Genomic DNA, 26,713 nt, shown 5'->3' on the forward strand with positions numbered 1-26,713 from the left:
AAATTGTACTTGTCGTATTGTCCAAAACACTTTGAATACACTGCTTGGTGTACTTGGCAGAGTTATAATTTATTATGATTATGGCTAAATCAAATTTAATATCTTTCATTCAAAGAATTATCTATTAGAGCCCTATTATTGCAATACTTATTTAGAAAAAGAAGTAATTGTTCTTCAAAAAGAATGGGTTTAAAATATTCGTAGATGGATTGTATTTCTTTTTTAATTTTCTTTTTGTCCATATTTATAAATAATTCCGGGTGATAGTCATTTAAATGGATGGCAGTATTCGATGCAGATGAACTATCATGCCATGCCTCCTTAACGATAAAAGGGCTAAAGAGACAAAATGTGGGTACCCCTAGGGCTTTGGCCATATTGGCTGCCCCTCCTTCATTCCCAATTAGGGCATCACACTGTGAAAGTATCAGAATAAATTCCCTTAAAGAATTTGCGTAAAAGTCAAAATTTATCATTGATTTAGAGACTTCGTTACACTTGTCATATATAGCCCTGGCCTCATCTCTTTGATTGGGTAAATAATTAAAAAGTATGATGCCATCAGTATTTGAACAAGTTATGTCAACAACCTTGGACATATATTCAGCGGGGTAAGTTTTTAAGGCACTACTTCCCAAAATACTTATCATGATCAGTTTCTGATCAGAAGTGCTTTTTAATTCCCCAACTTTGTGTTTGGCCAGAGCAATTTCTTCCTCGCTAAGATATAATTTAGGAGAGATAGAATAATCATCAAATTCCGATGCGATAGGATTAAGTAGTTGCAATCTGATTTTATTAGCAAGTGAATTCTTGTTATCCGCTATTTGGCTTTCTATTACGGTATCAGTATATATCCAGGAAGTGTACCACCTGTGGTGAGCAATTTTGCGTTGTGATCGGGCAAAAATAGAAATCAGATTACTTTCCAATTTCCCATAAGCATCTATGACTACGTCGTAAGATTGCGCTCGGATCGATTTTAAAAATGAATAAAGGGCCCTTTTATTTTCGCTAAATTCTTGTTTAAAAATGATGATATGATCGATGTGTGGATTGTTGTTCAATACTGCTAAGGTATTTTCATTTGCGACATAATGGATGGTACATTCAGGGTGCAAATGTTTTAAAGTACGGCAGATAATCGTACTTGCTAATACATCCCCAATCATTTTTTGTTGGATAACAAGAAATTTCTTGTTTACCGCATTCTTATTAAGAACTTCAGGCGATTTGGAAACGCTTTTACGATCTAAATGTACACAGACGGCGCTATATCGAAGTTGCTTAAACTTAATCCCATAATTATGTAAACGTTCTCTAAATTCCCGGTCCTCAGCTTCAAATGGTATACCTGTATCAAAACCAATAATTTTAAGAATATCTTTTTTCCATCCCGAAGAATTGTACCTGTTCCAACCGTACTTTGTGGGGGTTAAAATATTACGGACTTTTGAAACAAATCCTCTTGAATCAGTCCTTGCATTTTTAAATGATTTTTTTATTCCTTTCTCTTCAAGCCATTTGATTTTGAAGCAATTTTGCTCTTCAATGTCCTTTAGCGATAATGCCTTTGAAATATTCAAAGGCAACAAATAAGAAACTCCTGAAATAAATGTTGCAGGTTCCTTATTTAAATAGTGAACCTGTATAAAATTCTCTCTGGGAATACAGTCGCCTTCTGTTATAATTATGTAATCCGCATTGGATGATAAAATGGCCTTGGTTAATATTTTGCTTTTCTGAAAGCCATCATTCTCTTCCCAAATATGACTTATGGGAAAGGATACCCGGGTCTTTATTTTATTGATCAATTCTTTAGTTTGGGTATCCGACCCATCCTCGGCAATGATCAATTCGAAATCCATGTAAGTTTGGCAATTGAATCCCCATAGAACCTTTTCCAACATTTCAGGTTGGTTGCAAGTACTAACTACTACACTTACCGCACTCATTTAAAATTATTTATTTTCACAATTATTACAAATGTAGTTTTTTGCATAGCATATCCAATATGCTCATCAAATTAATACAAGATTTTCAAGCCTAACAGGCCCATTAAATTCAATGAATCACACATATTTGCAAAGTAATTAAAATGCGAATATGATATTATAAAAGTAAAGGAGTTTTAATGTGTATTTGGGCTAAAATAAGTAAGCATAACACCTGAAAATGGCAAAAAAAATAATGCTGTTTGCCTGGTTCAGAATTAACCTTTTCCGCTACTAAGTAATGAAGTATGAATAAATGAGATTATCCAGAGTTATTCTGGCATAGCTAAATAATAGGCTAGGTCATTCGTGTTCTCCAATCTCTTTAATTCCCGATAACGCTCTAGAACTCCAAGTGCATCAAGATAACAGATAATAATTCCTTTTTGGCCATCAAGTATACCTAATCGAAGGAAATAACGATGTAAAAATTTCCAAGCTGGCTTGACGACCAGGGAAACGTAATTGAATTTATTCTCTTTAAAAAATGACTCCTTAGCCTTTAATCGGCCATAACTTATCATTTTCTCCTTATACTCATTGAAATTTTTGTAGCAATAATGAACTAGTTTTTCATTTAAAATTCCCGAAGACCCATTAACTACCAAGGTCTCATGTACCAACTTTTCTTCGGAAAATTTAGCTCTACTTTTTCTAAACAGCCGATAGTTCTTATCTGTTTGCCATCCGCTAAATAGCAAGGATTTATTCTGGAACATAAACTTCCGGTAAAACCAATAAGCCGAATGTTCCGGATTGGAACTAATTGTTTCTATGATTTCAGATTTAAGATTTTCTGAAACAACCTCATCTGCATCTAAAAAAAGAACCCAATCATTTGAAGCCTGCTTTAAGGCAAATGATTTTTGTAAGGTAAAGTTATCAAAAGGATGTTGAATTACTTTTACATTATCAAGATTAGCTAAATATTCATAAGTTCCATCTGTACTAAAAGAATCAACTACGATTATTTCATCTGCAAAATTTATAGATTGGATGCACTTTTCTATATAGCCAATTTCATTATAAGTAATAATTAAAGCTGATATTTTCTCTCTGGAACTATTCATTTGATAAATGGTAAGTAGGCATTATTCCTAAACAATTAACAAAGTTATAACTTTAAATAAGAGAAAATATTATCCCGCACAATTTTATTAAAAAAATTAAACGGCTACATTATACTCCCGGAGAGCTTCGTTTAGGGATGTTTTTTTGTTTGTGCTGGCTTTACGAACACCTATAATAAGAGCACAGGGGACCTGAAATTCTCCGGCTGGAAATTTCTTAGTATAACTGCCGGGAATTACTACAGATCTTGCAGGCACCAAACCTTTTCGCTCTACGGGAGTGTCACCAGTGACATCAATAATTTTTGTAGAAGCAGTTAACACAACGTTTGCTCCTAAAACAGCCTCCTGCTCAACTCTTACACCTTCAACGACAATACATCTGCTACCAATAAAGGCATTGTCTTCAATTATAACCGGGGCAGCCTGTAAGGGCTCTAAAACCCCTCCTATGCCAACACCACCGCTTAGATGTACGTTTTTACCAATTTGCGCGCAGCTCCCAACGGTGGCCCAGGTATCAACCATGGTGCCCTCATCCACGTAGGCGCCTATATTTACATAACTAGGCATTAGTATTGTGCCTTTTGAAATGTAGGCACCATGTCTGGCTACAGCATGAGGGACAACACGAATCCCCTTTTCCTTATAGCCTCTCTTGAGCGGAATCTTATCGTGATATTCAAAAATCCCAGCTTCCAGAGTTTCCATTTTTTGAATTGGGAAGTAAAGTACAACGGCCTTTTTCACCCATTCATTTATCTGCCAATCTCCCTTCACAGGTTCTGCACAGCGTAATTTTCCATCATCTATTAATTGAATTACCTCTCTTATAGCATCTTGTGTTTTGGTTTCTTTCAGGAGTTCTCGATTTTCCCAGGCATTTTCAATTATATTTCGGAGTACATTCATCATGTCAGAATAATTTGCGCAAAGATAGGCCGTAACTATTAATAAATCTTTAATTTTTATAGGCGTAACAAATTATCCCTTATTTTTGCAAAAAAATTGATTTGGCGAGAATTATTGCACTGGATTTTGGTAAACAACGAACAGGAATAGCAGTTACAGACGAGCTGCAGCTTATTGCATCTGGCTTGGTTACCGTAAATACCAAAGAACTTTTAAAGTATCTGCAAGATTATATTGCAAAGGAAAATATAGCAAGGATAGTTGTGGGTGAGCCTAAGCAATGGAACAATACACCATCTGAATCGGAAGTATTAATTCAGCCATTTTTAAAAAAATTAAAAGAAACTTTTCCATCAATTCCCATAGATCGTCAGGATGAGCGATTTACATCAAAAGTTGCTTTTCAGACCATGGTCCAAGCAGGACTTAAAAAAAAGCAACGCAGGAATAAAGAATTGATAGATGAAATAAGTGCAACCCTTATTTTACAGTCATATTTAAACAGAAAATAGCAGAATGACTTTATCTATTTTAGCATACGGGGATCCTGTTTTAAGAAAAACAGGGCAATCTATAAACAAAGACTACCCCCAATTAAAGGAATTAATTGCCAATATGTGGGAAACTATGTATAACGCAAATGGTGTAGGATTAGCTGCTCCACAAATAGGACTGCCAATTAGACTATTTTTGGTAGATACAGGACCTTTTGCGGATGATGAAGAACTAGCTCCGGAAGAACAGGAGGCTCTTAAAAATTTTAAAAAAGTATTTATTAATGCCAAAATTGAGGAGGAATCCGGAACTAATTGGGCTTTTAATGAAGGTTGTCTTAGTATTCCTGATATCCGTGAGGATGTTACCCGAAAGGATACTATTGAAATTAGCTATTTGGATGAGAATTTCAAGCCACATAAGGAGACTTATGATGGAATTTTAGCCAGAGTTATACAACATGAATACGACCATATTGAAGGAATTCTTTTTACAGATAAACTCTCCAGCCTTAAAAAGAGGTTGCTGAAAGGCAAACTTGTTAATATTTCAAAAGGTAAAATTAATGTGGAGTATAAAATGCGTTTCCCTGACTTAAAAAAAGTTCGCTAAACCAGCGGATTAATTACATAGAGTTTAATATTTATTGTTTTAAAAATATTTATGAGTTTAGATAAAATACTATCAATTGGAGGGAGGCCCGGACTTTATAGATTGCTTACCCAAACAAGAACAGGGCTTGTCGCGGAATCCCTGTTAGATAATAAAAAAGTTACTGTGGGTATGAGCAGTAATGTAAGCGTACTATCTGAAATTGCGATTTATACTTTGGAAGAAGAACTTCCACTAAGAGCTGTATTTCAAAAAATCCAAACCAAGGAAAAAGGCGGTAAAACCTCCGTTAAGCATAAAGAGGATAAATTAAGTCTTGAGGAATATTTTTTTGAAGTATTGCCTAATTACGATGAAGACAAGGTCTATGTAAGTGATATCAAAAAAGTTATACAATGGTATAATATTTTACACGATCATGGAATTACAGATTTTACTGAAACTTCTGCAGATACCGATAAGGCAGAAGAAGAATAGTTTACTGTAAAAATTAGTCTTTTTCAATGGTTTTATAGGTAAATCTACTTTCCTTCCAATCGATTAATTTGGAAGGGTAAAATTTCACATTCATTCGGTCCAAAAATGTTGCCTGGTTTGCCAGGCGTACCTTGAAGTTTTCCCAATTTCGGTTTTCTTCCGTACTCCAGCTCAGTTCAGAATATCCTATAACTCTTGGAAAGGCCAGATATTCTAATTCATCAATATTGCTAATTGTTTCGGACCAAAGAGGAGCCTCAACTCCTAAAATGTTTTCTTTTGGAATGCCTGCATAACTCTCCGGAGACCAAACATATGCCGTATCAACAGGAATATATGCTGCCCAATGGAGTCCATGTTTGGAAAGGGTATCATATTGCATATCCAAATACGCTTTTTTTGCAGGTGAAATAATTACTTTCATTCCTTTACGAGACGCTTCTATTGCATTTTTCTCGCTGTCCCAGAACTGTGCAATCGACGAATTATCAATATCTGCCTGGGCAACTTCATCCCATCCAATCATTCGTTTACCATACTTTTGTACAATCTTTTCTACTTTATTGACAAAGAAGATATAGTCGTTTTTTTTGGTCACATGACTTTCATCCCCGCCAATATGGAAATAGGGACCGGGTGTTATAGCAGAGATCTCACGTACCACATCATCAATAAAGGCATAAACCGTATCCTTTCTGGTGTCAAATGTGCTAAATCCCACCGCAGTTCCCTCATATAATTTCGGAGTTTTTCCATTTCCATTTAGAATGGGATAGGAGACTGAAGCCGCATTGGTATGTCCGGGCATATCAATTTCAGGAATTATAATCATATATCTTTGCTGTGCATAGGCCACAATATCTTTATAATCTTCCTGTGTAAAGAAACCGCCTGCTTCGCCACCAACTTCTGTACTGCCTCCAACTTCAGTTAGCTTCGGCCAGGATTTGATTTCTATCCGCCAGCCCTGGTCATCTGTCAGATGCAGGTGCAGCGCATTTATCTTATAATAAGCGAGGAGATCAATATATTTTTTTACATCATCAACACTAAAGAAATGACGTGCCACATCTAACATGGAACCCCTGTATTCAAAATTAGGTTTATCTAAAATTTTTCCCGTGGCGATTGGCCATAATGGCATTTCGGCAAGTGTATCATTACTGGTTTCGGGGATGAGCTGTCGAAGGGTCTGTACTCCGCGAAACGCCCCTTCAGATGTTTTTGCATTAAGTATAATTGAATCTTTAGAAATATATAATTGGTAAGCTTCCGGGCCTTCAAGTTCTTCGCTGTCAGATTGATTTATAAAGATCATTCGATTAACCTGTCCGGCGTCTGTTTCGTTTACGGCAAGCCTTAAATTCGTTTTCGATTTTATTTTATCGGCTAGAAAAGAACCTACTTCTTCAAAACTCTTGTCGGTTTGTGATGTGTAGATTGCGGTGGTATGATCTAATCCAAAGGCGTTATGGGTAGGAATTATCTTTAACGGTTTTGGAATAAGATTTTCTGAACTCAGGTCTGTTGAAGGAAATATTATTTCTTTCATTTTACCCTTTTGACATGCATAGAATAAAGTCATACCAAAAAGTAAAACAAGCGATTTTGAAAGTATTGATTTTATCATGATTAAAATTTTTATTGAACATAATTACTAATTATCTGATACCATAACTCATATCCCTTTTCATTCATATGCAGACCGTCTTCAATGAAAATGTCTCTTTTCAATTTCTTTCCATTAAGCATAATATCCCATATATGAGCATAATCCAGGTTCTCTTCTTCTTTACATAAATGTTTAAACTTACGATTGAGTCTTTTGTATTTTCCTTTTAAATGCCATCGCGCCAAACTGGGTTTGGCAGATATAATAACAATTCGGATATCTGGAATAGTACTCTTAATTTTCGTAATGATTTCTTTGGTAACGGAAATAATTTCCCGGGGTTTTTTACGATCATTTAAATCATTATCTCCCTCATAAATAAACACTTTCCTCGGATTGTAGTGCAATATCAATTCATTCGTATACGAAAGTAAATCAATTGTCTGGGAGCCTCCGAAACCTGAATTTACAATTTGGTAATCGGGAAAAAGTTCCTGCAGGTTTTTCCATGTTCGTATACTTGAACTGCCTGTAAAAACTATTGTTTCTTTGGAATTGTCCCATAATGTGTCGTATTTTTTCTGAATGGCAAGAACTTCTTTCTGAAAACGAAAGGTATCCTGGGCAACAGCTTTCAGGCTAATAAAAATAATTAATAGAACTAAGTGAATTTGCATACAGTAAAAAAGAAAGCAAGATACTTTTTATTTTAATTAGTTTTTATCTAACAAAGCTTGATAAACAAATTGTGGAAGTTTGGCACCATAATAGTTGCTATATGGCTGAACCTGGGTCATTAAGATGGCTATTAAATCTTCCTTTGGATCTATAAAGAAGTAGGTGCTATAGGCACCACTCCAATAAAATGCTCCTTCTGAACCAAGAGCTTTGCTTTTAGCTACATCTGTCGTAATTCCGAAACCAAGGCCAAACCCTTGTCCATTATATAAGTCTCCCACCTGATTCATAGTCATTAATTCAACGGTCTTAGGGCTTAAAAATCGTTTTCCATTTCCTGTACCGCCATTGAGCATCATTTGACAAAATTTCATATAATCGTCTGCTGTAGAAAAAAGGCCATGAGTTCCTCCGTACACCATATTCCCTTCAATAGGGAGTTGTTCATCTGAATTTACTAATTTACCTTCCTTGTTGATATTATGAACTGGAACCCATCTATCCTGGTCATTAGTTGGAATATTATAACCCGTGTCTTTCATTTCCAAAGGATCAAAAATTCTAATTTGCAGGAATTCAGCGGTAGTCATTCCGGAAAAATGTTCAATAAGTAGTGATAGTACATCTGGGGAGGCGCTATAATGCCATTGCTCTCCAGGATGACCTATAAGGGGCAAACCTATAAGAGTGTTTACCCTGCTTTCGATGGAAGATTGCGGTTCAAAATATATGGCCTGAGCAATTTCATTGTCCAACGTTGTGCCTCCAATACCATGGGTAAAGCCGGCCGTATGTGTTAACAGTTGATGAATAGTTATTTCAGATTTTGCCGGTTCGGTAGCACCATCTATTCCTTTATTTACATCAAGAGATACCTTGAAGTCTTTAAACTGTGGGAGATATTTGGAAACAGGGTCTGTAAGGAAAAAATACCCTTCCTCATACAACATTAAAAAAGCAGCTGAGATAATTGGCTTGGTCATAGACATAATATGAAAAATATTGTCTTGTTGCATTGGTTTCTTTGCTTCCCAACTGCTATATCCATAAGCTGCTTTGTGTACTATCTTTCCATTCCGATAAATATAGGAAACCGCACCGGGTATTCGTCCTTCAGTTATTTCATTATTCAAAAATTTTGAATACCTATCAAGGCGTGTTTCTGAGAATCCAGAGATTACTTCATTAGAGGCCGTTGAAGATTGCCCGTAAGTGAAAACGAGTGAAAATAGAAGAAATAGAAGTGCAAACAGAGGGTAAAATTGTTTTTTCATGATTAATTTAATACGTGCCCATAAATATAAAAATTTTAAACTGGTTAACTTTTTTAATTCAGTGTTTTGTCTGCTTTAATTAAAAATATATTAAAGACAAATAATACTTAAAATAGGACTCATTTATTTGTTAAAATATTATTACATTTAATACACTTGACTAAATACCAGCTCATGCGGGTAGCCTGCGTTTTATTTGTTATTTTGTGTATTTTATGCAATACGACCTACTTATATTGTCAGGTTACCGAGTCTACCTATGACACTGCAGATCGTCCTATTGCCAGAGCGATACCTGTTAAAAAGGGACCAGTAATAGATGGTGAAGTAATGGATGATGAATTTTGGAAGGAAATAACTCCCTTTGGCAACCTATATCAAGTTCAACCTAATTTTGGAAATCCTGCATCTGAGAAAACTGATATTCGAATAGCTTATACCGATGAAACATTTTATCTCTCTGTTATTTGCTATGATGCACAGCCCGACAAGCTGGTAGTCTCTGATCCGCGAAGAGATGCAAATTTAGATAACACCGATGCCTTTATTTTTATTTTAGACACTTATAAAGATGGACAGAATGGTTTTGTTTTTGGAACAAACTCACTCGGAATTGAATATGACGCCCAGGTAGATAATGAAGGACAAGGCAATAGAAATGTAAACAGACAACAATCAGGTACTATAGGAGGTTTTAACCTTAATTGGGATGCCTCTTATACCGTAAAGGCACAGGTCAAAGAATATGGATGGAGTGCAGAGTTTGCCATTCCCTTGCGAACAATTCGATTTCAAGCTGGTAAAGACTGGGGAATAAACTTTCGAAGAAATATTCGCAAGACGAATGAAATTGTTTATTGGGCACCGATGCCTATCGGATTTACATTGTATCGTCTTTCGCTTGCCGGGACATTAACAGGCCTGGAGCTTAGAAGCCCCGGTAACCTTAAAATAATCCCTTATGTTTTAGGTAGGCTAGACAAGGACTACACTTCCAGTGAACCAAAAAATGAATTTACACCCGAAATTGGTGGGGATATAAAATACAGCATTACACCAAGTCTCACCCTTGATCTCACTTATAATACAGATTTTGCTCAGGTTGAGGTGGATGATCAGCAAGTGAACCTTGATAGGTTTAACTTGTTTTTTCCTGAAAAACGACCTTTCTTTTTGGAAAATGCCGGTTTATTTACCGTAGGTAGCCCGGGGGAGGTAGATCTGTTTTTTAGTCGGCGAATAGGCATAGGAGACGACGGAAATATAGTCCCAATCATTGGTGGTGCAAGAGTATCCGGTAAATTAAACAGAACTAATGTTGGTTTACTTACCATGTTTACAGATGACGTGGAACAGGAAGGTATAGAAAAAAATAATTTTACGGTAGCCAGAGTTAATTATGAATTTAAAGGAAGAACTGCTTTAGGTGCTATTTTTGTAAATCGTTCAGGCCTGGAATCCCCAGATGATTATAACCGGACATATTCAATTGACGGGAAATTTGGCTTGGGTAAAAAGGCAAGATTATCCGGTTTTTACTCTAAAACTTCAGGTTCGTATGACACCATCAATGAACATGCTTTTAAATTGCAGGCAGACTATAATTGGGATAATTGGGAAATGCGTGCAGCATATACAGAAGTCGGCCAGGGTTTTAATCCGGAAGTAGGGTTTCTTTTGCGTTCAGCATTCAGAAAGCCAGAGGGCCTGGTGCTCTATCATCTCAGGCCTAAAAATGAAAATTCAAAGATTTTGGAATTAAGGCCACATGTATCCTACAGAGGATATTGGGATTTTGATGGATTTCAGGAAACCGGTTTTTTGCATATTGATAATCACTGGGCGTTTAAAAGTGGTACGGAAATACATACAGGGATTAATTTAACTACAGAAGGTCTCCTTGAGCCATTTGAAATTTATGAAGGAGTTATTGTAGAGCCCGGAACATATAAACATGCGGAAGGACAACTTGTTTTTTTTACAAATGGTTCTAAACCAGTATCCGTTAATATAAGGTCTGTATTTGGAGGTTCTTTTGGTGGTACGCGATACCTCAATACAGCAGATATGCAATTTAGGGCAGGTGAAAAATTTAATGCAAATCTTTCATATCAATACAATAAATTTGAACTTCCCGGAGGGGATTTTACAGCAAATGTTTTTCAAACCCGATTGACTTATGCTTTTAAATCAAACATATTAATTCAGGGACTTGTGCAAAACAATACAGTGAACAAACTTTGGGCGTTCAACTTTAGATTTAGCTGGCTACAACGAGCAAATACAGGACTGTTTATTGTGTATAATCATAATTTGCAGAATAACGATCCATTAAATAACAGCATAATTGTAAAATATACCAGAATGTTTGATTTGGTCAAATAGACATTCTTATGTTTATTTCATTGAGTCTCTGTTTAATCCTTGAAATGATATTTACAGTCTCGACTTTTTCATACAAGATCAAACTTCTTTAATTTGTAATAATAATTTCAATTTTATATAATTAGATCAACTTAATACTGTTAGTTATGATTAAAAGTTTGACAAGTTTTTGGTTATTTGGATTAGTCCTCTTATTTATTTCCTGCGGCCTGGGTAACGATGCTGAGAAGGTTATTTTCGTTAAGGATTCAAATGAATGGTTTCAGGAAGGAAGGGCGTCCTGGAAATTTGATGGCGATTTGTTGGTTGGAACTTCATTAGGTGGATCGGGATTTGTTATGACGAATAAAAAATATCAAAATTTTACACTTTCACTTGAGTTTTATCCGGATTCAGGGATAAATTCGGGAATATTTGTGAGATGTAAAAACAAAGAGATCTCAAACACGGATTGTTATGAGATGAATATTTGGGATTTCCATCCGGACCAGGAATCAAGAACCGGATCTATTGTTACCAGGTCAAAACCATTGGTAAATGTAGAAACTGTAGGAAAGTGGAATAGCTATAAAATTACTTGTAAAAGTAATCATATCCGTACCTGGATCAATGGTAAACTCACAGCGGATATTTACGACGATGATTTATCTCAGGGTTATATAGCACTCCAGGCTACAGAACCTGGCAGAATCAAATTTAGAAATGTAAAAATAAAAGAGTTTTAAATTACTTGCCCTCGAAGTTAAATAATGCAACTTTATTAATCTTTAGTTTTTTTCACAATTAATAAAGAGAAATTATAAGAAGGAAATTTTAAGCAATTGTTTTATTCCTCTTCTGAACTATCCGGATCTTCACTTTCCTGAATTTCTTCTTTGTTAAGATTATGTTGCATAATATTCAGATTTTTCAACTTGGCCTTCCACGTTGCCAGGGTTTCTTTCTGACGGTCTATGTTCTTTACAACATCTTTTACAAGAGGATTATCACCTGAAGTATCTGAGAAGAATAGTAAATTGTTTTCTAATTGGCGAATTTCATTTAAGCTTTCATCTATCTTTCTTCGAATAAATGTTCGCTCATTGAGTAAGGCTCTTTCATTATCTGCGTTTGCAAGTTTTTTAAGCTTGTCCCCATATTTCATTAGCTCCGATTCTTGTTTGCTAACATCAAGTTTTTTGAAAATAGCATCCAGAATCGTGTTAAACTTGACATTTATATTCTTTTTATTAAAGGGAACCCTGCCATAAGACTTCCATTCATCTATAAAAGATTTCACTATGGCCAAATCTTTTTCTTTATCTCCGCACAGTTCAAAGGCTTTCAGTTTTTCCAGGCAGGCGAATTTCTTATCAAAATTTGCAGCCTCTTCAGTATGAGCTTTATTTTTTGTAGCGTGCAGTCTGTCAAAATAATGATTGCAAGCATTTTTAAAATCATTCCAAATCTTGTCAGAGTATTTTCGGGGTACATGCCCAATAGTTTTCCATTCCCTCTGAATTCTTTTCATTTCGGAGGTTGTGGTATCCCAGTCTTCACTATCTTTTAAAGATTGTGCTAAGCCGAGAAGATCTCTTTTCTTGTCGAGATTATCCTGCTGATCTTTTTTAAGTTTTTTATAATAGGCGTTTTTATTTCTGTTAAATCCTCTAACAGCTTCTTTAAAATCTGCCCAGGTTTTTTCATTTACATTCTGGGGCACTTTACCGGCCTTAAAGAAAGCTTCTCTTTGTTCTTCTATATCTCTTATTTGTTGTTGCAAGTCTTTATGGTGGCTGGCGACATGAGACCCTATTTCGATAATCTTTTGAATAATACTTTTTTTCTTTTCTAAGTTTTGCTCATACACTTTGTCCAGATCCTTAAAATAATCCTGTCTCCTTTGGTGCATGGCTTTGGTAGCATTGCTAAATCGCTCCCAAATTTCTTCTCGATGTTCCTTATCAACTGGTCCTATGTCTTCTTTCCAAACCTTATGAAGTGTTTGTAATTCCCTAAATGCTTTATTAAGGTCTTCTTCTTCTGCTAAGGCTTCAGCCCTTTCAACCAGTTTAATCTTTTCCTCTAAATTATGCTTAAAATCCAGGTCCCTTAATTCCCTGTTAAGATGCAGAAAGTCGTAAAAGATCTCAACATGGTGATGGTATGTTCTCCATACATCATTGTATTTATTTCTCGGGATTGGTCCCGCATGTCGCCATCTTTCCAGAATGTCTTTAAAACTTTTGTAAGTAGTGTTTATGTCTTCTTCAACATTAACGAGTCCCTTAAGCTGAGCAATAATTTCCAGTCTGGTTGCAAGGTTTTCGCTAAGATTTTGCTCGAGACTTTTATAGTACGCATTTCTTTTATCACGGTATTCAGAATAGACCTCGTTGAATTGCCGTTTGGTGACAGAATTATATCTGAAGTCAATTTCGTTACCACCCTTGGCTATGAAATCTTCTTTCTTATGTTCTAAAAAATCAAGGAATTTTAAATCAAACTCGTGTTTTATGCCATCAACATGTTTTTTAATGGCCTGCACTTTCTCATTTTTAACCAATCTCTGTAATTCCCCAACCAGGTTTTCCATAGACATGGCGTGATAGTCAAGGATTGGAATATGATGCCTCCGATGATTATCTTTGTCTTCTGCGTCTTCCGCATTAGAGTCATTTATTTCTTCATGGACGTCCTCTATAACAGTTTCCGTTTTATCGGCTGTTATTACTTCATGGGATTTATCTTCTGGTTCAGTGCTTTTCTCTGATTCCTGTTTAGATTCAGTAGTTTCTGAATTTTCTTCTCCCTCTACAATTTCCTGTAGTTTATGGTCTTTATTTTCCAACATTTTATTTAATGTTTCTGTGGATTTGCTAAATCCAGCATTGCAGGATACATACAGCATTTATAACTGCAAAGGTAATCAAACTACTTTTAAGCATCAATTAATACCTTAAGTGTTATGAGGTTTGCCTTATTATAAAACTTCAGGAATAGAATATTAGGAATTCCATATTCGCCAGGCTTTCTCGGCTTGTAGTTCCAGCATCTTTGCCCCATTACAAATAATTGCGCCTTTGCGTTCTCCTGATAAGAGAAATGCAGTTTTTACGGGGTTATAGATAAGATCAAAAAGTAAATGGTTTGAAGTAAGAAATTCATATGGAATATTTGGTTTGGCTTCAATATCAGGGAAAGTACCCAAAGGTGTGCAATTAATAATCACATTGTGTGATCTAATAATTTTCTTATTTAATTCGGTATAACCAATCTGATCTCCTTTTGGGTTTCTTGAAACGTATTTGAACGAGATACCTAATTCTTTTAAAACAAATGCAACAGCTTTAGAGGCCCCGCCCGTACCGAGAATCAAGGCTTTGCTATGCCACTTTTTTATAAATGGCTGGAAAGATTTTTTGAAACCATAAACATCTGTGTTATATCCTTTAAGACCATCCTTTGTAAATTTTATGGTATTAACTGCTCCGATGCGCTCCGCCTTTTTATTTAATCTATCCAAATAGGGTATTATGGCCTCTTTATAAGGGATTGTAACATTTAGGCCTTTCAGTGTATTATGCTTTTTAATAAGAGCAGGTAATTCCTCTATTTTGGAGAGGTCAAAATTTTCATAGCTACAGTTCACGAGGTTCATTGAAGTGAACTTATTGTTAAAATACGCTTTAGAGAAAGAGTACGATATATTTTTTCCAATTAGTCCAAAACTAGCTATTTCCTGCTCTTCTGTTTTTGCCATACCTTTCTAATCCTATTAACAATGCAATTCCCAATATTACGAACATGATTGCCCACCAGGTTTCGCTATTACTAAAATCCGGAATATATCTTTCATAGTTCATTACTACTTTATCTCCATTTGAATCAATAGCGATGTTTCCGGCTTCATCTTTTATGTAAATTGGATTTTTCCAGGGCCAAACTACACCCAGAGAACCGGTGATAAAGCCTATTATAACAGCGGAAGTAATATATTTATAGTGTTTTAATACATATCCAAGCAGATGGGACAAGGTAACCAGTCCAGTGGCCGATCCAGCCGTAAACACAGCAAGAATTTTCAATGTTCTTAGACGAGCCTGATTTTCTATGAAACTAAAATCGCCTTTTATCAATTCGGCCATCGTATCGTATAGGGAGTTTACAGAATCTACCAATAACAAGACGTAATTACCCAAAAGTATCAGTATAAATGATCCTGATAAGCCCGGTAGGGTCATGCCGGAAACGCTTATAATTCCGCAGAGAAAGATAAAAAACAAATTGTCATTTTCCCTTGCCGGGCTTAAAAAGCTGATCGAAATTCCAACAATAAACCCAATAAAACCCGATGTGATAGTTCCTTTATTCCAATGTTTAAAATCATTGGCAATGTAATAAATGGAACCTATTATCATCCCGAAGAAAGTGGCCCAAACAAACAACTCTTGTCGGTCAAGAAAATAATCAAGTATTTTGGAAACGCTAAAATAGCTAACCAACATTCCAAATATTAGTAGCGATAAAAATTGTCCGTTTACGTATCGGTAAAAACTTTTAAATCTGCCATTCAAAAGCAATTTAAAGGCTTTTAGATTTATTTTTTGTAATGAATAAATAAACTCTACATAAAAGCCGGCGACAAATGCGACAATACCTCCTGAGACACCGGGAACTTTATTCGCAGCACCCATTCCTAAACCCTTTATGATCAGAAATAATTTATCAAGAAAAGTTCTTGGCTTCTGCATTGGAGTTATTTTTTACTTTTTACTGCTAGTTTTTCAAGTATAAAAATAACGCAAAATCCAAGCAATGCTAAAACTACGGCGTAGAGTAATTGGTTATCACCTTCATATTGAAAGGGGGAAATGTTTACTTCATTTACAGGAATAACTTTCTTACCAAATATTTTTGTTTCCAGGACTTTTTTCCAGGGCCATATTTTGTTAAGTGAACCTAAAATAAATCCGGTTAAAAGAGCCAGGGTACTGTTCTTATAATTTTCGAACATCCATTTTAAAAGTCTGGCAAAGCTTAAAAGGCCAAACACCGCACCCATAGCAACCGTTGCAACGGTGTATAGTTCCTTCTCGTGAACAGCATCCAAAATGGTTTTATATGATCCGAGAAGCACCAAAATGAATGCTCCCGATATTCCCGGTAAGATCATAGCACACACTGCAAGAGCTCCGGAAAGGAATAGGAAAGGTAAACTTTCAGTATTTTCTGAAGGTGGCAGGGTTGTTATATAATACGCTATTACCGCTCCTAAAACAAATGCCGAAATAGTGCCTAAATTCCAATTTTCAATAACCCGGGCGATAAAAAAAATACTGGCAAATACCAATCCAAAAAAGAAGGACCATAGCAATATAGGTTGGTTAACCAAGAGCCAGCTTATCATCTTGGCTAAAGAAAAAACACTTATGAAAATACCTGAAAAAAGAGCAAGTAAAAAATTCCCATTAATAGCCTTCCAGAAACTTTTAAATCCCTCTTTTCTTAAGACTTTGAATTTGGAAAAATTTATACTATTTATGGAGGTTATAAGCTCCTCATAAATTCCCGAAATAAATGCTATGGTACCACCAGAAACTCCCGGCACCACGTCTGCAGCTCCCATGGCGACTCCTTTCAGAGAAATTATAATATAACTTAATAAATTGCGACGACCCATTAAAAAAATAAAAAAACAAAAATAGTTCTTTTATTCCGAAGCCTTTTTAATATTACTAATTATGTTTTGGGTCCAGATGGAGTTGTAATACTCAGGGAATGCATCTTCAAAAATAGTAAGTTTAGAGATATCTAATTTTAGTGCATTGATAAATCTAAATCTTGCTTGTTCAGAATCACTTAACATAAGATATAACCCGGTCATTCTATACTCTATTTCAGCTTCTTCCGGATAAAATTGGAGTCCCTGTATCAGAATTTCAACAGCAGAATCAATATCACTGTTTTTCGTAACGACTTCTGCCCAATTTAACCAGGTATCTAACTCATAGTTTCCAAGATCTACGGCTTGTTTATATGAAAAATCTGCTTCATCCAGGTTTTCAAGGACGTAATGAATTTTAGCACATTTTTTCCAGTATAAGGCATTCTCACCATCAATATTAATGGCCTTATTTACATAATACAAGGCTCTTTCATAATTTTCCTTACGAAAGTAGAAATCGGTAATTGCTAACCAACCTTTATCTAGCAGTGGATCCTCATGTACGGTCTGGTAGAAATAGAATTTTGCAAGCTCGTCGTTGTTTAGTTTTTCATGACATTTTCCAATTCTCAAGTATGCATGCGAGGTAGGATCTTCTATTTTTATAGTTGTTTCGTAATTTTCAATTGCCTCATTGTGTTTTCCCATTTTTTCCAGAACCTTTCCCTTTTCGAAATAAGCTCCGATAAAAGAATCGTCGGCAATTATGGCAAAATCAAATGCAGCTAAAGCCTCGGGAAGCATCTCTTTAATGCAATATTGTTTTCCCAATTGATGCCAGGCCACCTGGCAATATGGATTTCGTTCAAGAAAATCGTTCAAAAAAGTTATGGCACCTTCATAATCCTCCATAAATTCAAAACAGTAGACGACATTATAAAGGGAAGAATAATCCTGTTCATCAAAAGATACACATTTTATAAAATTATCTTTTGCCTTCTCAAAATTATCCATGAACAAGTATTCCATGCCTAATAATGAATAAATGTCAAAACTTTCATCGGATAGGGCCAAAGCTTTTTTTAGCATGTCTACTGCCGCCTCATGATTGTCTTTTTTTGAATAGATATTGGCGCGCTGAATATAAATTTCCTCATTGGCGCTATCCATCAATTGAAGTTCATCTAAAAGCTTTTCAGCAACTTCCAAATTATTTTCAAATACAAGAACTTCTATATCCAAAAGCCTTAAATCCATAGCTCCCGGATGTTGTTTAAGTCCAATTTTAATGGCCTTTTTCGCTAAGGATATTTTGCCATTGTTCAAGTAGTGGTGAATTATGTCTTCAAAGTCTTCCGCGTCAAAAAAATAAATGTCATCCGTCTTCAACATGGATTCAAACTTCGCGATTGGTTGATTTTGACTTTCGTTAGGATCTAACGCCATAAGAACGAGCTTGGTTAATCTATGGATTTAAAAATAGTCTTTTTGGTACTACCCTTAATTCCACTTTAGGGCTATATTATTAACAAAATAGTTAACAAATTATTGCTCCAACTCATTTAAAGTTTGCAATATTATGTCGCAGCCTAGGTCAATGTCCTCAGTGTTTATGGTTAGTGGGGGAGAAATTCGAACAGCTTTTGGTTCAAAAAGCAGCCAAAAAAGGATTAGATTCTTTTTTGCACAAGAAAGTATTAGTTTATTGGCAATCTCTTCATCTTTCATAATTAAAGACAGCATTAGCCCTTTTCCTCTTATCTCTTTTATGTATGGGTGCTTTAACCTGGACCTGAAATGTTTTTCTTTTTCAAGAGTTTCCGGAATAAGATTGCTATTGGTTAATTCCTTTAGTGTTGCCAGAGCGGCCGCTGCTATAACCGGATTACCTCCAAAGGTCGTTATATGGCCTAATTTGGGAGAATTACTTAAAGAATTCATTATTTCATGCGAAGCCGTAAACCCGCCAACAGGTAGCCCTGAAGCCATACCCTTACCCATTACGAGTATATCTGGTACGCATTGGTAGTGCTCAAAGGCAAACAAATTACCAGTACGCCCAAATCCAGGTTGTATTTCATCAAGGATTAATAAGGCACCCATTTCAGCGCAACGATCCTTCACCTTTTTAAGATACCCCTCTTTTGGCATAATAAATCCGGCACCTCCTTGAATTGTTTCCAGTATAACCGCTGCCGTATCTTTAGAGATTTTACAAAGATCTTGCTCGGAATTAAATTCCAAGAAAGAGATATCCGGAATTAAAGGCCTGAATGGAGCTTTTCGTTCTTCAAAATTCATTAAACTAAGACTACCTAAAGTATTTCCGTGATAAGCATTCTTGGCGGCTATGAGTTTGGAACGACCTGTATAGCGCCTTGCCAGTTTTATTGCTCCTTCTATGGCCTCCGTGCCCGAGTTTACCAGATATGTTGTTTCGAGATTACCCGGTAAAAGCGAGGCTAAATATTTGCTAAACACCACGGCTGGTTGCTGTATGAATTCACCATATACCATAACATGCATGTATTTCCTGGTTTGTTCAATTACCGCCTCTACTACTTTTGGATGGCAATGACCTAAACTACATACAGATACCCCGGCAACAAAATCCAAGTGACCATTTCCCTGCATATCGTAAATATAGCTGCCCTTGGCATGTGAGATTTCTAATGCAAGGGGATGGGGAGTGGTTTGAGCCTGATATGTAAAAAAATCTTTTTTCATAGCTGCTTCATTTGCCCTTTACCCGAAAAACCCATGTTTCATCCGTGTATTGACCATTAAGCTGGTTATCTCTGGCCTTTTTGGCTTCTTCTAATGTATCAAAACGTTCAAGATACACATAGGTATACTGGTTCAGCTTTCTAAAGAAAGATTTAGGCTGCAGGCCGTGATCAGATAAAATACCCATGAACCTATTAAAGTTGAGCTGGTCTTCAAATACATTGGCAATAAGATAATAGCCGGGAATAAGATCTTCTTCCCCTTGGCTTTCTTCAAATCGTTGTTTGGGTTCGGGATCCCCGGTCTTTTCCACAGACTTATCCAAGGGTACTTTTTTATATTGTGTTTTATCTCCTGTACCATTGGAAGAATTAACAAAATCCCGTGCTTTTTTTTCTACCAAGGAAGTAGCCAAATCAATATCGGTATCAATAGGATTATCGACTCCTCTTATTTTTACTAATTCAATATTGTTATCATCTTCATCAAAAAGATCATCCTTACTCCGGATGCGTTCATCACCTCGCCAGATAAACCCCTTTAACTTTCTGCTGCTTATTGGAAGATCTTTTTCCGGAAAAATGTCCCCATCCGGATTGGTAAAAAAAGTAATATCCTCAATATCATTCTCAGCTAAGGTCAACCGAATTTCACTGCAAATTGTTTTATTAATGCCAATGAGTTCATTATCATCATTATACATATAGTAAATTACTTCAGTGTTTTTAACCAGGTCTACAATCTTTAATGAATTATCAATAAACTTTCCGAAGAGGTCTTTGCCTTTGGCCTGATTATAACCTTCCATACTGATACTATCCAGGGAGATAATAAAGGCGTTGTTTATTACTTTTAATGAATCCAATTTTTCAGTTTCCATATCAGAAATCAGATATATACTATCACCGGTCATTTGGTTTTCTAAATTCCACAAAATAGGTTCATTTATAAGCTGAGTTATTCCGGTGGTTTGATCAAAGTGAATAGAATCGCATTTACCACTTAAATCAGTTTTATAGAATTTGGCATTTCTGAAAGCCCTTAAAATTCGTTTTTCCGGTTTTCCCGTGAGTAATAGGGTATCCCCGTGCATATAGAGTGAGTCCTGTTCTACCAAACTTATGGAAACAGCCCTTTTAGTAGCAAATACAGAATCTTTGGCTTTATATACTTCTGCGTAGTGAGCCCTAATTACTCCTTTATTGATGGTATCTGTGACGGTAATATTATTGGTAGCTGAAGCAAATTCGGAAGCTTTGTCGAAATAAACACTATCCCCTTCAATGATTCGATTATTGTAATCAATTCGTGTATTTTTTATCCCGTAACCACTTTCTATCCTGGTGTCGTAGTAACCACGTTCACAGTATATTTTATAAGTCTCACCTGTTATAGTGGAAGGGCCGTACATATAGGCATTTTTAGAAGTAGTATAATAATCTAATTGTGCTGATTCTAAAGTGTAATCAGGATTACGAATGAATACATTTTTTACAAACTGATATTTTTTGGGTACCATAAAGTATCTTCCAATTTGACTTGTAAGGGTATTGGCAGAATCCACGATGGTACCAAAACTTGTGTAATAAGATTCCTGTTTTTCACGGTCAAAGTACAGAGTGTCCGTGCGCAGGGTCATATCGGTGTTTTTTAAGACTACCTTATCCCAGGCCTTGGCAATTTTGGTATTTCCATCATAATTAATTTTTCCGCCGGTCATTTCAATGGAATCACCCTGTTTTAGGCTTATGTTACCAATAGCTCTTAATTTATTTTCTTTTTGATAGAATATAGCTATATCGCACCAAAGATCTGCCCCCTGGTGTTCAAACTGAACTTGCCTCTCATCTTTACTAAATATAGATGCACCGGGAAATTGTGCTTCGTCTTTTGTGAAGTTAGCGCCGTATACAATATTAATTTGTTTAGCTTCTTCTTCGGCGGGTTCCTGCGCAGAAACATTCCATAGCATACCAACAAATAAAAATAATAATACCAATCTACTCAAGACCCAAATTTTTATTCAAAAATAGGATAAATTAGAAGATGAGCATAAGTATTGGCAGGGTTTTAGGATTTCAATTGGCCTTACTTCATTTGTACAAACAAGTCATTCTTCAATTCGGGTGAAGTTCATGTCCTATTTTTAAGTAAGCCTAAATCTCTTTACAAAGTTCATATTGTTTTTATAAGATACTTGTCTGAATTTCAAATATTTAGTATCTTATATGTGTCATTATTTATATAGCTAAAATTGTTCTGATGAAAGTTTGTGTCCAATGTCAATATGAAAATTCATCCCAGTCCAATTTTTGTAGTAAATGTGGGGCGAGATTAAGCGATACTGATGTTCAGTCTTTTTCAAACAGTAAAGAGAAGAAAACAAATAGATTAGCAGAGAGGAGACAACTTACCATTTTATTTTGCGATATGGTTGGCTCCACACCCCTATCCGAACAACTTGACCCCGAAGAGTATCGTCAGGTAATAACGGATTATCATGAGGTGGCGGAAAAAGTCCTGATGCAATACAATGGCCATATTGCCCAATACCTGGGCGATGGTTTGCTCGTTTACTTTGGTTATCCCGAAGGCCTGGAGGATGCCCCCAAATTGGGTGTTCAGGCGGGTCTTGGTATTTTGAAAGCCGTTGCTGATGCGAACAAGGGTTGGGAAGCTGAAGGAAAAACTTCAATAAAAATACGCATTGGCATTCATACCGGCTTGGTGGTGGTAGACGATCATCTCGCTCTTGGTGAAACTGTCAATATAGCTGCCCGCCTTGAAGGTCTGGCACCTCATAATGGATTGGTAATAACCCCACAGACAATGGACCTGGTACAAGGTTGGTTCAATGTTAAAAGTATTGGCAAACGTGCTTTGAAAGGTATTTCCGAACCTATGGAAATCTTTCAGGTTTTAAGCGAAAGTGGAGCAAAAACCCGCCTGGATGCAGCCAAGAGCAGAGGTCTTTCTCCCCTGGTAGGTCGAACAGTCGAATTATGTATATTAGAAAAATGTTGGGAGCAGGCAAAATCAGGAAAAGGAAATCTTCTTTTAATAAATGGAGAAGCCGGAATAGGCAAATCCCGCCTTGTTGATACCATGGAAGAACTCATTGTCCTTGATAGGACTAGTTGGTTTGCTGCGGCAAGATGTTCCGCTTATCAGCGTAATAGTGCTTTTTACCCTGTTATTGAAATGTTTGAAAAATACTTGTTCCAATTTGAAACAGCTGATAGTCCGGAAGATAAACTGCTTAAATTAGAAGGTTTATTATTGGAAACCAAACTCGATTATAAATCTGAAATGGCCCTATTAGCAGAGTTTCTGTCTATTACTACCGAGCAATTTCCGCAACTTATTATGAGTCCATTTGCCAAAAGGCAAAAGACCATGGATAGCCTGACCAGGCTTTTGTCGTTTAAAGCCAACATTCAACCAGTTTTTTTTGTACTTGAGGATTTGCACTGGGCTGATGCTTCCACGAAGGAATGGTTAAATCAGTTCATAAAAGAACTCCCCACTCATAATATTTTCACACTTTGTACCACTCGCACAAATTTTCGTCCAAACTGGAAGGAGTCACTGGATTTTAAACAAATTGATCTCAAACGACTATCAGTGGAGGATATAGAGGAGATATGTCATCATCAAACCAATGGGAAAACGCTTCCTGAAGAAATATTAAAACAGATCACATTCAAAACCGAAGGGGTTCCTTTATTTGTTGAGGAATTGACTAAAATGATTTTGGAATCCGATTTATTGGTTGAAAAAACAGATGGATATGAATTAATGGGATCAATGTCCTCAATGGCTATTCCCTCAACTTTGCAGGATGCGCTTCTTGCGCGTCTGGACGGTTTGTCTGAAGTAAAGGAGATTGTACAGGTGGGAGCCGTCCTGGGACGTCAATTTTCTTTGGAAATTTTAAATGCGGTTCTTCCCCACATGGGATTTAATATGGAGCGGGCCATGTCGCAACTAATACAGGCAGAAATTTTCTATCAACTTACTCCGGGCGAAATATCTGTTTATCAGTTTAAGCACGCTTTGATCCAGGATGCGGCTTATGAGTCTCTGTTAAAAAGTAGAAGGCAACAATTGCACCTTCGTGTAGCCAATGTAATGGAGCGCCAATTTATTGAAACCGTTCAGACCCAGCCTGAGTTATTGGCGCATCATTTTACAGAAGCCGGACGACCACTAAGGGCCATACCAGTCTGGTTAAAAGCCGGTCAGCAAGCCAGTCAGAAGAATGCGACATCTGAAGCTATCGCCCATCTGGAGAAAGGGATTGATTTATTGCCTCATATAAAAAAGGAAGAAGATCGAAATAACCTGGAATTGGATTTTCAATTGACTCTGGGAGGTACTTTTGTTGTTTCTCATGGGTTTCCACATCCAAAAGTAAAAGAAACTTTTAACCGGGCGAGGGATATTGCTCAAACAATCGAAGTTAGTCCTAAACTTGCCTTAATCCTGTTTAATTTACTTTCATATTATTTTAATACAGAAGACTATGGGTCAGCAGAGGAATTGTCCGTCTATATCAGGAAATTAGCTGAGAGCCAAGAGCACGGATATTGGTTTGAACTTACAGTAAATCAATTAAGTGGGGGAGCAATACTCAAAGGTGAATTTGTAAAAGCTGAGCGTGGTTTTCGACGTGTTCTTGAATTATTCGATCCTTCATTGCCTTTCCCTTGGGAACTGGCTCCAAGCGGGTATATCGAAATAGGCGCCAAATCCTGGCAAATGGTTTGCCTTTATATCATGGGTAATTTGGATCAGGCTAAAAATCTTTTTGATCATCATTTGTCTTATGCCAAAGATCACAAAGATTCAATGACCCTTTATCATATTTATACATTTCCGGCGCTTTATTGCCTGGAAGCAAGAGAATGGAAGTTGTCTGAAAGAATAATTGAGGAATATCTGCCGATCGTAAGAGATTTTGGAGATCCGATTTTTACACTTACCGCAGAAGTCTATTATAATATAGCAAAAGCATTCCAGGGTGACAGAAGTGCGTTTGATAAAGCTGTTGAACTTATCAGTGTTTGCTTTGACGTCGGATTTAAGGCTTTTGCTGTGTCAATGTCTCCCTACATTGGTGAACAATATTTACGCATAGGGGAATATGAATCTGCCTTAAAATGGATTGAAAAGATTTTGGATCATGTAAACACGACAGGTTCCCATATTCAAACAGCCGAATTGTTCAGGATTAAAGGCCTCACTTTGCAAGCACTTGGCAAACCAAATAATAACATTGAAGAAAACTTTAGAAAGGCTTTAGAGCTTTCCAGGGAGCAATCAGCCAGAATCTTTGAACTCCGAGCTGCCGGTGATCTGGCTAAACTATGGAAAAATCAAGGTAAAACGGATGAATCATATGAACTAATGAAAGGGGTATATGAATGGTTCACAGAGGGATTCGATTCGCAGGATCTTAAAGAAGCCCGAAAAATATTAGAAACATTGAAGAATTAATTAAGCAGATATAGATATCGACTTCTGAAAATAATTTCTAAATAATTGTGCTTATCTATGAATAGTCTGTTTTCTATCAGGGCCAACGGATACAATTTTTATTGGAATTTCTAGTTCGGTTTCCAGGAAATCAATATATTCCATTAAGGTTTCCGGCAGTTGTTCAGCATTTGTCATTTTAGTGAGATCCTTCTCCCATCCTTTCATTTCTTTATAGATAGGTGAAACATTTTCGGCTTCAATATTATAGGGAAGATGACTTACTTTTTCGCCCTGGTATTTGTAAGCCACACATACTTTTACTGTTTTAAATCCGCTAAGCACATCTGCTTTCATCATCATTAATTCTGAAACTCCATTTATCCTGACTGCATATTTTAGAGCTACAAGATCTAACCAGCCACAACGTCTGGGTCTGCCGGTTGTAGCTCCAAATTCATTGCCAACTCTTCCCATGGTCGCCCCTACTTCGTCGAAGAGTTCTGTGGGGAATGGACCACTTCCTACCCGGGTTGTATAAGCCTTAAATATGCCAAATACCCCTCCAATGTTCCCAGGAGGAACACCAAGACCGGTGCAGGCACCCGCAGCGGTTGTATTAGACGAGGTGACGTAGGGATAAGTGCCAAAATCGATATCCAGCAATGAGCCTTGTGCTCCTTCGGCCAGGATCTTTTTTCCACTTTTCTGGGCCTGGTACAGATACTCCTCGCTATCAATAAAGGTAAGTTGTTTTAATTCCTTAATGGCATTGAAAAATTCTGTTTCCAGTTCCTGAAGATTGTATTGTATATCTACGTTATGAAAATCAATCATTGTTTCATGCTTATCAGCTAAAGCACGATATTTATCTTTCCAATTACTAAGTTCCAGATCGCCTACCCTCATTCCATTTCGTCCTGTTTTGTCCATATAAGTAGGTCCTATTCCCTTCAGGGTTGAACCTATTTTTGCTTTTCCTTTTGAGGCCTCTGAGGCTGCATCCAGTAGCCTGTGGGTGGGGAGAATCAAATGGGCTTTTCTGGAAATTAAAAGTTTGGATTTTATATCCAGATTAAACTTTTTAAGGTTATCCAGTTCTTTTTTAAAAATAACCGGATCAATAACTACTCCGTTACCTACAACGTTAATTGCATTATCATGAAATATCCCGGAAGGAATAGTGTGTAAAACGTGTTTTATGCCATCAAATTCCAAAGTATGTCCCGCATTTGGACCACCCTGAAATCTGGCGATGATATCATAGTTTTTGGTAAGTACATCAACAATTTTTCCTTTTCCTTCGTCTCCCCATTGAAGACCTAGTAATAAATCTACGGCCATGCAGTAAG

At 36.5% G+C, this 26,713-nt stretch carries 19 protein-coding genes and 1 pseudogene; 6 read left to right on the forward strand and 14 right to left on the reverse strand.

Annotation, left to right across the window (positions count from 1 at the left end):
* Positions 1-95: 95 nt before the first annotated feature.
* The 3 genes from WBM60_RS06405 to WBM60_RS06415 all read right to left on the reverse strand — a co-directional run bounded on the left by WBM60_RS06405 (position 96) and on the right by WBM60_RS06415 (position 3,976).
* On the reverse strand, positions 96-1,955 hold the full coding sequence (locus tag WBM60_RS06405; RefSeq protein WP_424282877.1) for a glycosyltransferase family 9 protein: 1,860 nt from the start codon (positions 1,953-1,955) through the stop codon (positions 96-98).
* 311 nt (positions 1,956-2,266) lie between these two features.
* Positions 2,267-3,064, reverse strand: a complete 798-nt coding sequence (locus WBM60_RS06410; RefSeq protein WP_424260733.1) for a glycosyltransferase family 2 protein — start codon at positions 3,062-3,064, stop codon at positions 2,267-2,269.
* Positions 3,065-3,160: 96 nt separating this feature from the next.
* Positions 3,161-3,976: a 2,3,4,5-tetrahydropyridine-2,6-dicarboxylate N-succinyltransferase gene (locus WBM60_RS06415; RefSeq protein ID WP_299161068.1), complete on the reverse strand. Its 816-nt coding sequence runs from the start codon at positions 3,974-3,976 to the stop codon at positions 3,161-3,163.
* A 101-nt stretch (positions 3,977-4,077) separates the two neighbouring features.
* Here WBM60_RS06415 and ruvX point away from each other — a divergent pair, with 101 nt between their 5' ends.
* From ruvX to WBM60_RS06430, 3 genes are read left to right on the forward strand one after another with little or no spacing between them, the layout of a single operon-like run.
* Complete coding sequence (ruvX, locus tag WBM60_RS06420) at positions 4,078-4,488, forward strand: Holliday junction resolvase RuvX (protein WP_424260735.1); 411 nt, start codon at positions 4,078-4,080, stop codon at positions 4,486-4,488.
* Between the two features lie 4 nt (positions 4,489-4,492).
* Complete coding sequence (gene def / locus WBM60_RS06425) at positions 4,493-5,083, forward strand: peptide deformylase (RefSeq protein WP_424279173.1); 591 nt, start codon at positions 4,493-4,495, stop codon at positions 5,081-5,083.
* Between the two features lie 51 nt (positions 5,084-5,134).
* Complete coding sequence (locus WBM60_RS06430; protein ID WP_424260739.1) at positions 5,135-5,560, forward strand: DUF5606 domain-containing protein; 426 nt, start codon at positions 5,135-5,137, stop codon at positions 5,558-5,560.
* 13 nt (positions 5,561-5,573) lie between these two features.
* Here WBM60_RS06430 and WBM60_RS06435 read toward each other — a convergent pair whose 3' ends face one another.
* From WBM60_RS06435 to WBM60_RS06445, 3 genes are read right to left on the reverse strand one after another with little or no spacing between them, the layout of a single operon-like run.
* The gene (locus tag WBM60_RS06435) at positions 5,574-7,190 is read right to left on the reverse strand and encodes a family 20 glycosylhydrolase (RefSeq protein ID WP_424260741.1); all 1,617 of its coding nucleotides are present in this window, start codon (positions 7,188-7,190) and stop codon (positions 5,574-5,576) included.
* Between the two features lie 11 nt (positions 7,191-7,201).
* Positions 7,202-7,849 carry a GDSL-type esterase/lipase family protein gene (locus WBM60_RS06440; RefSeq protein ID WP_424260743.1) on the reverse strand — a complete coding sequence of 216 codons (648 nt, stop codon included), beginning with the start codon at positions 7,847-7,849 and terminating at the stop codon, positions 7,202-7,204.
* A gap of 36 nt (positions 7,850-7,885) precedes the next feature.
* Positions 7,886-9,124, reverse strand: a complete 1,239-nt coding sequence (locus WBM60_RS06445) for a serine hydrolase domain-containing protein (protein WP_424260745.1) — start codon at positions 9,122-9,124, stop codon at positions 7,886-7,888.
* A gap of 174 nt (positions 9,125-9,298) precedes the next feature.
* Here WBM60_RS06445 and WBM60_RS06450 point away from each other — a divergent pair, with 174 nt between their 5' ends.
* Complete coding sequence (locus WBM60_RS06450; protein ID WP_424260747.1) at positions 9,299-11,509, forward strand: DUF5916 domain-containing protein; 2,211 nt, start codon at positions 9,299-9,301, stop codon at positions 11,507-11,509.
* Between the two features lie 146 nt (positions 11,510-11,655).
* A complete protein-coding gene (locus WBM60_RS06455) occupies positions 11,656-12,234 on the forward strand; it encodes a 3-keto-disaccharide hydrolase (RefSeq protein WP_424260749.1) in 579 nt (192 codons plus the stop codon).
* A gap of 101 nt (positions 12,235-12,335) precedes the next feature.
* Here WBM60_RS06455 and WBM60_RS06460 read toward each other — a convergent pair whose 3' ends face one another.
* The 7 genes and pseudogenes from WBM60_RS06460 to WBM60_RS06490 form a co-directional block, all read right to left on the reverse strand.
* A complete protein-coding gene (locus WBM60_RS06460) occupies positions 12,336-14,342 on the reverse strand; it encodes a DUF349 domain-containing protein (protein ID WP_424282878.1) in 2,007 nt (668 codons plus the stop codon).
* Between the two features lie 153 nt (positions 14,343-14,495).
* Positions 14,496-15,251 carry a shikimate dehydrogenase family protein gene (locus WBM60_RS06465; protein WP_424260753.1) on the reverse strand — a complete coding sequence of 252 codons (756 nt, stop codon included), beginning with the start codon at positions 15,249-15,251 and terminating at the stop codon, positions 14,496-14,498.
* Positions 15,220-16,242 (reverse strand): DUF368 domain-containing protein, encoded by a 1,023-nt coding sequence (locus tag WBM60_RS06470; protein WP_424260755.1) that lies wholly within the window; start codon positions 16,240-16,242, stop codon positions 15,220-15,222. The genes WBM60_RS06465 and WBM60_RS06470 overlap by 32 nt, the downstream gene beginning before the upstream one ends.
* 5 nt (positions 16,243-16,247) lie before the next feature.
* A complete protein-coding gene (locus tag WBM60_RS06475; RefSeq protein WP_424260757.1) occupies positions 16,248-17,171 on the reverse strand; it encodes a DUF368 domain-containing protein in 924 nt (307 codons plus the stop codon).
* 30 nt (positions 17,172-17,201) lie between these two features.
* Entirely contained in the window at positions 17,202-18,602 is a 1,401-nt protein-coding gene (locus tag WBM60_RS06480; protein WP_424260759.1) for a tetratricopeptide repeat protein, read from the reverse strand.
* A 99-nt stretch (positions 18,603-18,701) separates the two neighbouring features.
* Complete coding sequence (locus tag WBM60_RS06485) at positions 18,702-19,883, reverse strand: aspartate aminotransferase family protein (RefSeq protein ID WP_424260761.1); 1,182 nt, start codon at positions 19,881-19,883, stop codon at positions 18,702-18,704.
* A gap of 415 nt (positions 19,884-20,298) precedes the next feature.
* Positions 20,299-21,855: pseudogene (locus tag WBM60_RS06490) on the reverse strand (OstA-like protein); the annotation flags it as partial.
* A gap of 290 nt (positions 21,856-22,145) precedes the next feature.
* Here WBM60_RS06490 and WBM60_RS06495 point away from each other — a divergent pair.
* Entirely contained in the window at positions 22,146-25,382 is a 3,237-nt protein-coding gene (locus tag WBM60_RS06495) for an AAA family ATPase (RefSeq protein ID WP_424282879.1), read from the forward strand.
* Positions 25,383-25,433: 51 nt separating this feature from the next.
* Here WBM60_RS06495 and WBM60_RS06500 read toward each other — a convergent pair whose 3' ends face one another.
* Positions 25,434-26,705, reverse strand: a complete 1,272-nt coding sequence (locus tag WBM60_RS06500; protein ID WP_424260765.1) for an adenylosuccinate synthase — start codon at positions 26,703-26,705, stop codon at positions 25,434-25,436.
* Positions 26,706-26,713 lie beyond the last annotated feature (8 nt).

Origin of the sequence: Eudoraea sp., assembly GCF_049669105.1 — a bacterium.
Taxonomy (GTDB): domain Bacteria; phylum Bacteroidota; class Bacteroidia; order Flavobacteriales; family Flavobacteriaceae; genus Eudoraea.

What these genes read in the sequence shown, in the direction of transcription:
- WBM60_RS06430 (WP_424260739.1), top strand. Translation starts at nt 5,135, where the DNA reads ATGAGTTTAGATAAAATACTATCAATTGGAGGGAGGCCCGGACTTTAT.
- WBM60_RS06465 (WP_424260753.1), bottom strand. Translation starts at nt 15,251, where the DNA reads ATGGCAAAAACAGAAGAGCAGGAAATAGCTAGTTTTGGACTAATTGGA.
- WBM60_RS06475 (WP_424260757.1), bottom strand. Translation starts at nt 17,171, where the DNA reads ATGGGTCGTCGCAATTTATTAAGTTATATTATAATTTCTCTGAAAGGA.
- WBM60_RS06445 (WP_424260745.1), bottom strand. Translation starts at nt 9,124, where the DNA reads ATGAAAAAACAATTTTACCCTCTGTTTGCACTTCTATTTCTTCTATTT.
- WBM60_RS06455 (WP_424260749.1), top strand. Translation starts at nt 11,656, where the DNA reads ATGATTAAAAGTTTGACAAGTTTTTGGTTATTTGGATTAGTCCTCTTA.
- def (WP_424279173.1), top strand. Translation starts at nt 4,493, where the DNA reads ATGACTTTATCTATTTTAGCATACGGGGATCCTGTTTTAAGAAAAACA.
- WBM60_RS06460 (WP_424282878.1), bottom strand. Translation starts at nt 14,342, where the DNA reads ATGTTGGAAAATAAAGACCATAAACTACAGGAAATTGTAGAGGGAGAA.
- WBM60_RS06405 (WP_424282877.1), bottom strand. Translation starts at nt 1,955, where the DNA reads ATGAGTGCGGTAAGTGTAGTAGTTAGTACTTGCAACCAACCTGAAATG.
- WBM60_RS06500 (WP_424260765.1), bottom strand. Translation starts at nt 26,705, where the DNA reads ATGGCCGTAGATTTATTACTAGGTCTTCAATGGGGAGACGAAGGAAAA.
- WBM60_RS06410 (WP_424260733.1), bottom strand. Translation starts at nt 3,064, where the DNA reads ATGAATAGTTCCAGAGAGAAAATATCAGCTTTAATTATTACTTATAAT.
- WBM60_RS06450 (WP_424260747.1), top strand. Translation starts at nt 9,299, where the DNA reads ATGCGGGTAGCCTGCGTTTTATTTGTTATTTTGTGTATTTTATGCAAT.
- WBM60_RS06485 (WP_424260761.1), bottom strand. Translation starts at nt 19,883, where the DNA reads ATGAAAAAAGATTTTTTTACATATCAGGCTCAAACCACTCCCCATCCC.
- WBM60_RS06480 (WP_424260759.1), bottom strand. Translation starts at nt 18,602, where the DNA reads ATGGCGTTAGATCCTAACGAAAGTCAAAATCAACCAATCGCGAAGTTT.
- WBM60_RS06470 (WP_424260755.1), bottom strand. Translation starts at nt 16,242, where the DNA reads ATGCAGAAGCCAAGAACTTTTCTTGATAAATTATTTCTGATCATAAAG.
- WBM60_RS06435 (WP_424260741.1), bottom strand. Translation starts at nt 7,190, where the DNA reads ATGATAAAATCAATACTTTCAAAATCGCTTGTTTTACTTTTTGGTATG.
- WBM60_RS06440 (WP_424260743.1), bottom strand. Translation starts at nt 7,849, where the DNA reads ATGCAAATTCACTTAGTTCTATTAATTATTTTTATTAGCCTGAAAGCT.
- WBM60_RS06495 (WP_424282879.1), top strand. Translation starts at nt 22,146, where the DNA reads ATGAAAGTTTGTGTCCAATGTCAATATGAAAATTCATCCCAGTCCAAT.
- WBM60_RS06415 (WP_299161068.1), bottom strand. Translation starts at nt 3,976, where the DNA reads ATGAATGTACTCCGAAATATAATTGAAAATGCCTGGGAAAATCGAGAA.